Below are 9388 nucleotides of genomic sequence, written 5' to 3' on the forward strand. Positions count from 1 at the left end.
GTTCTTTGCAGACAAAGGAAAAAGCGACACTGCCGGGCTTGCCATTATAACCGTATGAAGATACCTGATCAGAATACCCGCTGAGCAGGGCCTCAGAGAATTGGATCGTTTTTACCTGCGATTGGTTGTATGCATCCGTCACGATTATGGAGCCTTTGAGGGTTCCTTTGTGTTGGGCCAACAATTCCATCGCTTCTTTGCTTACCGAAGCGGCATCTGCGCTAAGATAAATTTCTCGTGGTATTTGCGGAATAGTATTCGTTCCTGCCGACGCTGCTTGCGTTTTAGCACTGTCTACTCCGGCGTAGGCCTCTTGTCTGGAAAAACTAATGGATGAGGAATTCAAGAGCGTCTTCGCCGTTTTGTTGCCGGCTTGAATGCTCAGTTCAATCTTAAACCGTTGTTCGTCTACCTGGGCATAAGTCTTTTGTACAAATGCAAAGAAAAAAAGCACAAGTAGGCTCAGAACGGCGCGTTGCGATGGCGTTGTTTTTTTGTTTAACATAGTGACGTTGTTTTTGTTGGATCTTGTCAAAATACATGCCAACCAATAGACATGCTATTCTAAACGAAAGCGCAGTTTGCGTGTTCTATTGATAGGTGAATAAACGGGGAAAGTAGCTGATTTAGATACGGCCATCATGCCCCTTTCGTCTTCGGGCGTTTAACCATTTTATTCAAGCACTAACGAAAAATAAGAATAGACAAACATGGAACTCATCAAGCGGTTGGATAGGTACAATTTACATTATGGATTTTTGGAAGATTCTGCAGATTTTAGCTTCGAGATGCATCCCGAGCGTGTCATTATTCGGAATGATGCGCTTCGCAACAACGATAGGACGCTTTATGAGGGTTACATCAAGGAGAAATTTGAAGGCTACTATGATGAGGCTATGCGATCTTTTGATGCAGCAGCCCAAAATCTAAGGCAGTTGACAACATCCGAGGCTGCGGCCATCTTGGAGCAGCATCGCGTTAACTTACTCCGTAGCGATATATCGCTTACCGAGAACGATGCTATATTCACCGCTTTGGTACTTCCTGGAAATGAGTTGCCACTGCAAGATGAAGATATCAAAGAAAAGTTAATCTACAATAAGGCGTTTCCCCATACCGTTTTAGATCGTCCCTATATCTGGCTTGACTTAAGTCTGGTCGTAGAGTAGTGGAGGCGTCGTTGGCTTCTGGAGATTCTCCAAAAGCCCAAAACTATTGATGATCTTTTTTCAGTATTTGGCTTATGTTTTCACGCTCAAATTCGCCAAGAGGTAGGGTTTGCTCGATAACAGATAGGATGGACTGTCGTTTATCTGTTTGGAGCAGTAAGTCAATAAAGCCAATGTATGCTTTAAGGTAGTCGTCTTTCATGGTTGTGAACACCTTTGGTTCCGCGATGCATAGTTCACGTAGAATGTCTAGGATCATGTTCTTGCGATATTGATCTGATGAACTCTCCTCGTAGCGCGGCAAGATCTTCTTTTCGCTGATGCCGCTTAATATATTTTCTGCCACGTGCTCCCGCACATACTTCTTTTGTTTTCTTTCCAAAAGACCCCGTAGCTCATGCATCAATTTTTTGAAAACCAGGTGCTGCTGTAACGGCGAAAAAAGATTCTCCTCTTTGCTCATTGTCATAGATTCCTGACCATACGCATTAAAAAATGCAGACTCTATATACACGCTATGATGAAATTGAATGGCATTGTTGTTAAAGCTAGTGAGTTCTTTCGCCACTTCTATTTTATCACTATTCAAAAAGTAATAATAATAGCGATCGCCGATATTTTCCTTCCAATAAATGTAGTTCACCCGAAAGTTGTAGGGATTGTCAAATTCATCCGTTATGGTCCAGGCTACCGTTTCGTTTTCTGCTATGAGGTGTTTATAGTGTAATGCCACACCATTTAGCGTAATTTGAAAGCCTTGGTCTTTATTTAAAAACAAAAACCAGCCAAACTCCTGCGCGAGGAAATCCAAAAAGTCGGCTGCATTAAGATTTCGTTCACTTAAACCAAAAATGCCGTCCAATTGGACAATTGTGCCAGTATCAGTCTGTGGAGCATCGACTAAAAAAGAATCTTCATAGGTTTCTTTCTGATCTCTGTCAATCAGGATTTCATATTCACGAAGCTGTCCGTCGGCGTCTCGGTATCGGGTTTTCCAAGTTGCGCGCGTGGCGAAGAGTGAGAATGAGAATCTACCTTTCCCTTTTCTTCCACGGATGTATGAGCTCCGTTTCAAGCTGCTGCGTTTCATGGAATCCAGGAAATTTCCGAAAGATTGCTGCAAGGTATTGTGGTTGATGCCTTCGCCATCGTCTTCGAAAGTAATACGGTGCAGATAGCCCAGCTCATTGCTTTCATAATGAATGTCAACGCGGCTCGCCTTCGCGTCGAACCCATTCCAAATATACTCTGCTATAGCATGTTTATAATCTTTAGGCAATCCGGCGGATTCTATACTTGCGTTGGTTATATTGGTGCTGTTTTTCATTTTATCTTCCGTCTATAGACGAAGTTAATGAAATACTCCGCTACTTGCTTGTGCCACGCTAAAAAATTATGAAATGTTGGTGATGGCCAAACAGAAACAGATAGCAGCATAATCATCATATTTTTTATTGCCGTGGGTGAACGAGCTAAGCATAGCTAGCTTATAGAATAATTATTTACTATGAATAGAAGATAGATCTGTTATGATTGCCTTCCCGTTTTACGAGGATTTTGTCCAGTATAGTGATGCGATATTTCGAACGAGCATATTGTAATCCCAACCGATCTTTTTCGCCGCAAGAGCCGTTAGGCTGTCTTGATTTTCGCGCCCCGGCCGTGAAGGCCCCGTCATGTTGGGTTTCATGTTCACATCAAAAAGGAAATATTTTCCATTGGAATCTGCTCTGCAGTCGATGCGAATGGGTGCTTTTGCTTTCACAATATTAGCCGCGGTTTCACACTGCGCGCAGAGCAGCTTGATATCGTCCATCTCCAGTTCAAAATCGCTAAGTGCCGCGCTGTTTTCCGACACCGCGACCACACCATTGTAAGGGGCGATACCATTTTGGTGGTTAAAGCGCCTTATCGGGGGAAGGGCCCAATAGGACGGTTTTCTCACCGCGCGATCTTTGATCCAATAGTCCCCCGGGGGCATTACCGTGACCGTCATCTCCTCACCGGCAAGATATTCTTCTACATATAACACATCGCCATAAGTGCGCTCGGTCATCATATCCTGCAATAAATGCTGTAACGACTGTTCATCTTCTACAAGATAAACCCCTTGGCTTCCGCGCCCGCGGATAGGCTTTGCCACTACTGGAAATGGGAAGTTAAGCACAATACTTAGTAAATTTTGCCGTGTGATGATGGTGGATTTAGGGATGGGCAAATGGTTTGCTTTCAATAGACCATTAGTCACCCATTTATCGTCAAAGCGATCTACCGTCTCCGGAAGCTGCCCGATAATAGCTATACCCTCATCAATAAATTTTTGTACAGGATGGCCTTTGAACAAAACAGTGTTGAGCCAAATAGTGTTCGCACCCAGTTCGATTGCGCGCTGAATGCCGATACTGGTGTCAGGAAAGCACCAATCCAGATCGTTATTGGCGTCAGGAGAATTTGTGGGTGTGATGATGTCGATATTTTGCTGCTTTAAGGCAAATGCAATATCAGCGCAACTATCGGCATAGCCACTTTCTTTCATCGGTTTAATAATACCATCCGTTTCTGGCGCCGCCGCGGCTTGGTAGATTAACGCAATTTTTGTCTCCATAGCCTATTTTAGGCAATAATCCTGCCATCGTACCTGCCTTCGCTAACGTATCTCCTTCAAGTTTTCGTCATATAAACCGACCAATAGACTTTTGCCTGATCGATCAACCCGGAGTCCGCCGTATTTAGCATGCTCATACTTTTCGGACTGTCCTTCCTGAAAAAAGAAAGATTCCGCACCCAAAGCGATAGTCCATTTATTAGGCGATGTAAACGACAAAAGTTGCTCGTCTTTTGCCAGTGGTTCTTTTTCTGCCTGAAAGCGTTTTAAGCGGGTTGTTTTATCAGGAAGCACTTGTAAAACGCAATACCCTCTTCGGCCGACACTATCCGGGTATACACCTTGCACTATATCGTACCGTAGGTTCATATAATCCCCCTGCATCAGCGACCGCGGATCTACTGGCGCTAGCTTCAGCAAAATCAGCTTCCCTTCCGTCAATAGCTGCTCTTTGCTAAAAACGCTATAATTGAAATAGGCAAGCAAGAGGACGAGGTTCACTACAATGATAGTGCCTTTATACTTTTTTATGTTGATCATGTCGTTTGGATATAAATAGGTAAATAATGATGAAGAAAATGCCGGAAGCAAAGAGTAATAATGACTTCGCCAGTAAGGTGAACTGTAGATCGTAATAGCATTGGCCGATGAAGTAGATGAGCGCAATAGCTGCAATAACAAAACCTGTTTTATAGTTTGTCTGGAAACACAACAATAGAACGAGCAGCGCGCCTGTAATGCCGGGGGCGAATGCGGTAGGGATCAAAGTCATCAGTATAAGGAAATAGGTTAAGATAACATAGCCATTTTTTTCAATCCTGAAACGTTCAAGCACACCTTTAGCCAGGTAAAGAATAAAGACAATGCATAGCGCGGATACATAAAATACGGAATGAGTATCTATGCTGAAGGTAGAGTTTTCCCGAAGGACAATAAGTCCAGAGAAAAAAGCGAAAATAAGGGCCGTCTTCACCGGATTGTACCATTTCGCTACGGATTTCCTACGGGTGATAAGGGTTGCTTCGTATAGAAATAGATAGCATAGAAGGCCTATGAGTATAAACAAGTACAGAAGAGCGAGATAATCCGAATGGTTTGCTATGATATAGGCTAGCACGCTTCCGTGAAGAATCAATGTTGAAATAAAGCAGGCAATGTAATTGCCGGCGAGAGCCACACAAGCTGCGGCAAGAAGTGTCAGAACAAGGGGAATATGTTTGGTATCTAGCTGCCAGCCGTTAAGACCAGCTGCAAGCATGATAAACCCAATGATTAACGCAGTTACACTCATGGTATCCCATAGGATGCCCGTATCTTCTCTGCTAACGATCAGGCCAATAGCAATCGCCAAGGCACTGAATATTAACAACGCCGTCTCCGATCCATACAGGCCAGTGAAGAACAGAAAGCCGAAAAACACAAAGGATGCTAGCAATCCGCCAAAGACGGAAAGCACCTTTATAGTTAGCGTCTGCTTTCCATTTGGGTTGCTGTATGCACGATCAATAGCAACCCGATCCAATTCGATGGCTTCGCCATTTGTTGACTGGAAGTAATTTACGATCTGGTCAATTTTATTCTTACGTTCCATGTTGATCGGTTTTTTGAAGTTTAATGAGGTTATTGACAATGAATGTGACACTCAGGATGATGAAAACGCTGACGAATAAATACAGCGTGATGTCCTCTATCAAACGAACAAAAAGGGCGGATACTATCACCACGAGGCTGAAGGAAAAGACAGCCAAATAGAATCCATTTTTGCGTGTGATAGCATATCTGATCCCGACGGTATAGAGCATCCCAATTATAGCACTCAATAAGGTCAGGTATACATGGTCGTGATCGAAAATACCTTCAATGGCGCCTATAGTCGCAAATGCTACGCTAGCTAAAGCCACCGTATTCGTAAAATAGGAGGGAATGTTCAACTTCCATCCTTGGTGTTGAAGTAGGAGCGCTATGCCGGCTACGACACCATTTAGCAAAAATAGGATGGTGTAGAACAAGACTTCGGGCCAATCTGTCGCCACCTGCTGCTCATAGAGAATCAACGTAACGTTTACGAGCACGAGATAAAATAACCAAAGTGGGGCAAATCGTGCAGCAATAACCCAGATCGTGCTAAAAAGTGTCCAAGCCAGAAAGAAGTCGTAGGCATTTGCACCTGTCTGATAGATTTGCCCGAACACAGCAAATAAAACACCGACCAATAGCGAGCTGCCACTGAGGAGAATATTTCGTGTCTGTGTACTAAACTTCGGGTAAATAGCGAGTGCAATTATCCCAACAACGAGGGCTTCGATAAGCCCTACTTTTGCGAACTTATGCATGTCTGCCCAATTGTAGGCAAAAAAGAAAACAATACCCAGTATCGAAAATCCAATACCTAGTGTTAGACAGAAAAGGCGAAGGAACTTCTTCCATGATCTGGCGCTGGGGTAAATAAACCTGCGTAGTGCCTTGTCAGCGGCTGATGCCCTAATGCTGCTATGTTGAGCAAGCACATGTATATCTTCCCGTTTAATATTGTTCATTATTGGTTTTTGTTAAAGGTGTGTTGTACGGTGCTTAGCACATGTTTTTGATAAACAAGTAAAGCATGCCGCAATTTACAAATGCGGTAAGCCCCGCAGCCTTGCCTAGCAAGGTGCTACGGGGCAGGCAACCGCTAAGTTACAGGTCTTTATCCTCAAACATTTTAGCGTCGCGGGTGTTTTTTTGCACGGCAATGGCCGAAAATATACTAAGGAAGAATGCCATAGCGTAAAATCCCTTTTCACTGAGCGCAAGGTCGGCATTCCAAAGACCAACGGTGAGCAATACCATTGCCGCAATGGTGGCAAACCAGCTTATGCCATAGTATAAATCCGTCACGACTAGCCCTTCGGCTCTATCGCGCACACTTTTTTGGACAGAGATAACGGCAAACAAGCCAAATAATAGGATTGTAAAGTAGTAGCCTTTTTCGTTCAGCTCCATCGTCGCATTCCACAAGCCTATACAAAAGCCAACTGTTCCTGTTAACAGCGCAAACCATGAAGCGCCGACAAATGCAGCAGTTGGTTTCAATGGGTTTCTAGGATCATCGTTTTGCTTTTTTACGATAGGTCCGTAATCTTCTGTTTTTTGATTTAGCGGTTCCATATTTATTTGTTTTAATGATTAATATGAAAGCAAATCTATGCGACAATTATCAGGTACAAAAATCAAAAAATTGAATATACTGACGATATAAATTTTGATTATCGTATCTTTAATATGGAAAAAATAAAGCTATGGATACACTTTCTCAATTGATAGGGTTGTTGGATAATGTTGAAAAAAGGCAGTTTAGGCTGTCTTTACAACGTAAAAACAGACGTTCGGATGTTAAGAATCTGCAACTGCTCGATTTACTGGAAACTGACGATTCAAATGTGTCAACCATGCTTTACAAGCAACCTGAAAATAACGATGCCTATCATGCACTTCGTAAGAGATTGCAGCAAAGTCTTCTGATTTTTCTGTCGCAGAAAGCATTTGAAAATAGCCATTCCATGGCTCATGAAGTATCGCGGCTCTTGGTTGTTGCTCGCTTTCTGTTTGAAAACGGTGTGGCAAAGGTCGCATTTAAATCGTTGGACAAAGCGGAACGCTTAGCGAATAATCTAGAAGAATTTAACCTACTAAACGAGCTCCTTCTATTAAAGTTACAATACGCCCATTTGGAAGGAGGCGAGCATCTAGATGCATTGACTGCGCGGTTTCTTGCAAACCAGACGGCTATGCTGCGCGAGTCAAAATTAAACATCGCGTATGCATTCTTGCGGCAAGAACTAGAGGCCATCAATCTAAAAGGGAAAATCGTAAACCTAACCACGCTTATCATAACGACAATACGCAAGTATAAGATTTCACTGAGCGACCTGATGACTTTTAAATCTATCTATCAAATTTTATTTATAGCCAATGAATATGCCGCGATACAGCAAAACTATACATTGATCGAACGTTACGTAATACGCATCAATAATTTCATTAGTTCGCAGTCTGGCGAAAAGCCTCCTCACTTGTTCTATCACATCTCGATAATGTACTTTTTAGCGAATTTTCATCTACGCAACAAAGATTTTAGTAACAGTGAGTCTTACCTGCTTAAGATGGCAGAACTGATGGATACAGATGCGCGTTATAGGGCTTTATTTTCTGCACGTTACAAACTGCTGCTAGCGATTAATAAACATTTTAGCGGAGAGCCTGAAGCTGCTGTGGGCGTATTGCGATATGCCTTAGCCCAGGTAAAGGGAGCGACCAAAGCAGAAGATATCGAAGATTTGCGGATTTGTTTGGCCATGTTTCTGGCCCAACATAATAACCGGGAAAGTCTGCGCCAGCTAGCTATGCTAACAAGAACAGATGCCTGGTATGAAAAAAAGCTAGGCATGTTATGGACTATTCGAAAAAATGTCATGGAAATAATCGTGCAGGCGCAATTTGAAAATACAGAACTTGCGTTATCACGCTTACAAAGTTTTAGGCGGCGCTATAAGAAATATTTGCAAACAACTGCCGAAGATGGGGTGCTTTCCTACCTGCGGCTAGTGGAGCGATACCTACTAAAACCCGCTGAGGTTTTTAAAGCGACTTATCAAAATGAAGTCCTAGCACAATTGACAGAAGATGGCAATAACGATATTTTCAGGATCAGTTTTATTGCCTGGTTAATTGCGCGTTGGGAAAAAAGGACTTCGTATGAGGTGACGCTAGCGCTTATCAAGAAAGCACCTTAAAAGTTGTATGATTGCCCGTTTGGGGAAGCTACTTCGCCAGCATCAACTTTTCCAACCTAGCCATCATCTCATCCTTCTCCTTGAGCATACGCTCATAAAGTTCAATTTTTTCTTCGTGGAGCTTTAAAATACTTTCAACAGGGTTGAATATGGGGTTGTTGTTTATAACGGCAGAATTATCATGGTTTGTAATTGTATTGCCTATAATATTAATTGCCTGCTCTTCATCGAAGTTTTCAATAGCCTCCGCAGGAATCTTTAATATTTGTGCTACTTGCTCTAATATATTAGGTTCTACGGTATCTTTCTGTTCTAAAAGAGAGATTTTCTTTTGGTTCCAGTCTTCGCCAAGTTCAAATGCCAGGGCTTCTTGCTTGATGCCTAGCATTTCACGGAAGCGTTTTATATTTCTGCCTTGATGTATCTTTTTGTTGCCGGAGTGCGTCATTCGGTTTTATTTTTTATCGAGAAATAGAGTAGTTATATGTCAATCATCATACTTTAAACGTATACATGTCAATTGTAAATTACTTCAACTGGATCAACTTTTCCAACCTAGCCATCATCTCATCTTTCTCCTTGAGCATGCGCTCATAAAGTTCAATTTTTTCTTCGTGGAGCTGGATTAGCTTGTCGATAGGATGAATAGTCACTGTGCCAAAATTAAAAGCATTATCATGGTTTGTAATTGTATTGCCGATAATATTAATCGCCTGCTCTTCATCGAAGTTTTCAATAGCTTCCGCAGGAATCTTTAATATTTGTGCTACTTGCTCTAATATGTTAGATTCTACGGTATCTTTCTGTTCTAAAAGAGAGATTTTCTTTTGGTTCCAGTCTTC

At 42.4% G+C, this 9388-nt stretch carries 11 protein-coding genes; 2 read left to right on the top strand and 9 right to left on the bottom strand.

Translation table 11 applies throughout. The features are described from left to right. Nucleotides 1-505: hypothetical protein (locus DI53_RS13335; protein WP_037500434.1), on the bottom strand; the 505-nt coding region annotated here is incomplete at its 3' end. Nucleotides 506-710: 205 nt separating this feature from the next. Between DI53_RS13335 and DI53_RS13340 the strand changes: the two genes are divergently transcribed. Next, the gene (locus DI53_RS13340) at nucleotides 711-1169 is read left to right on the top strand and encodes a hypothetical protein (protein WP_037500437.1); all 459 of its coding nucleotides are present in this window, start codon (nucleotides 711-713) and stop codon (nucleotides 1167-1169) included. A gap of 43 nt (nucleotides 1170-1212) precedes the next feature. Here DI53_RS13340 and DI53_RS13345 read toward each other — a convergent pair whose 3' ends face one another. The 6 genes from DI53_RS13345 to yiaA all read right to left on the bottom strand — a co-directional run bounded on the left by DI53_RS13345 (nucleotide 1213) and on the right by yiaA (nucleotide 6921). Continuing rightward, nucleotides 1213-2496: an ATP-binding protein gene (locus DI53_RS13345; RefSeq protein WP_037500440.1), complete on the bottom strand. Its 1284-nt coding sequence runs from the start codon at nucleotides 2494-2496 to the stop codon at nucleotides 1213-1215. A 219-nt stretch (nucleotides 2497-2715) separates the two neighbouring features. Continuing rightward, on the bottom strand, nucleotides 2716-3774 hold the full coding sequence (locus DI53_RS13350) for an ATP-grasp domain-containing protein (protein ID WP_037500443.1): 1059 nt from the start codon (nucleotides 3772-3774) through the stop codon (nucleotides 2716-2718). 42 nt (nucleotides 3775-3816) lie between these two features. Then, on the bottom strand, nucleotides 3817-4314 hold the full coding sequence (locus tag DI53_RS13355; RefSeq protein ID WP_241462428.1) for a GDYXXLXY domain-containing protein: 498 nt from the start codon (nucleotides 4312-4314) through the stop codon (nucleotides 3817-3819). After that, nucleotides 4292-5365, bottom strand: a complete 1074-nt coding sequence (locus DI53_RS13360; RefSeq protein WP_037500446.1) for a DUF4401 domain-containing protein — start codon at nucleotides 5363-5365, stop codon at nucleotides 4292-4294. The genes DI53_RS13355 and DI53_RS13360 overlap by 23 nt, the downstream gene beginning before the upstream one ends. Beyond that, a complete protein-coding gene (locus DI53_RS13365; RefSeq protein ID WP_037500449.1) occupies nucleotides 5355-6311 on the bottom strand; it encodes a DUF2157 domain-containing protein in 957 nt (318 codons plus the stop codon). Before DI53_RS13365 ends, DI53_RS13360 begins: the two co-directional genes overlap by 11 nt. 139 nt (nucleotides 6312-6450) lie before the next feature. After that, nucleotides 6451-6921: an inner membrane protein YiaA gene (yiaA, locus tag DI53_RS13370; protein ID WP_037500453.1), complete on the bottom strand. Its 471-nt coding sequence runs from the start codon at nucleotides 6919-6921 to the stop codon at nucleotides 6451-6453. A 131-nt stretch (nucleotides 6922-7052) separates the two neighbouring features. On the opposite strand from yiaA, the gene DI53_RS13375 reads away from it, so the two are divergent. After that, nucleotides 7053-8546, top strand: a complete 1494-nt coding sequence (locus DI53_RS13375; protein ID WP_037500456.1) for a hypothetical protein — start codon at nucleotides 7053-7055, stop codon at nucleotides 8544-8546. Nucleotides 8547-8574: 28 nt separating this feature from the next. Here the strand turns inward: DI53_RS13375 and DI53_RS13380 are convergent, their stop codons facing one another. Further along, on the bottom strand, nucleotides 8575-8994 hold the full coding sequence (locus tag DI53_RS13380) for a helix-turn-helix domain-containing protein (RefSeq protein WP_037500459.1): 420 nt from the start codon (nucleotides 8992-8994) through the stop codon (nucleotides 8575-8577). 79 nt (nucleotides 8995-9073) lie between these two features. Further along, nucleotides 9074-9388 (bottom strand): hypothetical protein (locus tag DI53_RS13385; protein ID WP_037500461.1); only part of this gene is annotated, 315 nt, incomplete at its 5' end.

This window comes from Sphingobacterium deserti, assembly GCF_000757725.1.
GTDB lineage: Bacteria > Bacteroidota > Bacteroidia > Sphingobacteriales > Sphingobacteriaceae > Sphingobacterium > Sphingobacterium deserti.

Coding starts and splice junctions, on each gene's coding strand:
- DI53_RS13365 (WP_037500449.1), bottom strand. CDS start 6,311: ATGAACAATATTAAACGGGAAGATATACATGTGCTTGCTCAACATAGC.
- DI53_RS13375 (WP_037500456.1), top strand. CDS start 7,053: ATGGATACACTTTCTCAATTGATAGGGTTGTTGGATAATGTTGAAAAA.
- yiaA (WP_037500453.1), bottom strand. CDS start 6,921: ATGGAACCGCTAAATCAAAAAACAGAAGATTACGGACCTATCGTAAAA.
- DI53_RS13345 (WP_037500440.1), bottom strand. CDS start 2,496: ATGAAAAACAGCACCAATATAACCAACGCAAGTATAGAATCCGCCGGA.
- DI53_RS13340 (WP_037500437.1), top strand. CDS start 711: ATGGAACTCATCAAGCGGTTGGATAGGTACAATTTACATTATGGATTT.
- DI53_RS13360 (WP_037500446.1), bottom strand. CDS start 5,365: ATGGAACGTAAGAATAAAATTGACCAGATCGTAAATTACTTCCAGTCA.
- DI53_RS13355 (WP_241462428.1), bottom strand. CDS start 4,314: ATGATCAACATAAAAAAGTATAAAGGCACTATCATTGTAGTGAACCTC.
- DI53_RS13380 (WP_037500459.1), bottom strand. CDS start 8,994: ATGACGCACTCCGGCAACAAAAAGATACATCAAGGCAGAAATATAAAA.
- DI53_RS13350 (WP_037500443.1), bottom strand. CDS start 3,774: ATGGAGACAAAAATTGCGTTAATCTACCAAGCCGCGGCGGCGCCAGAA.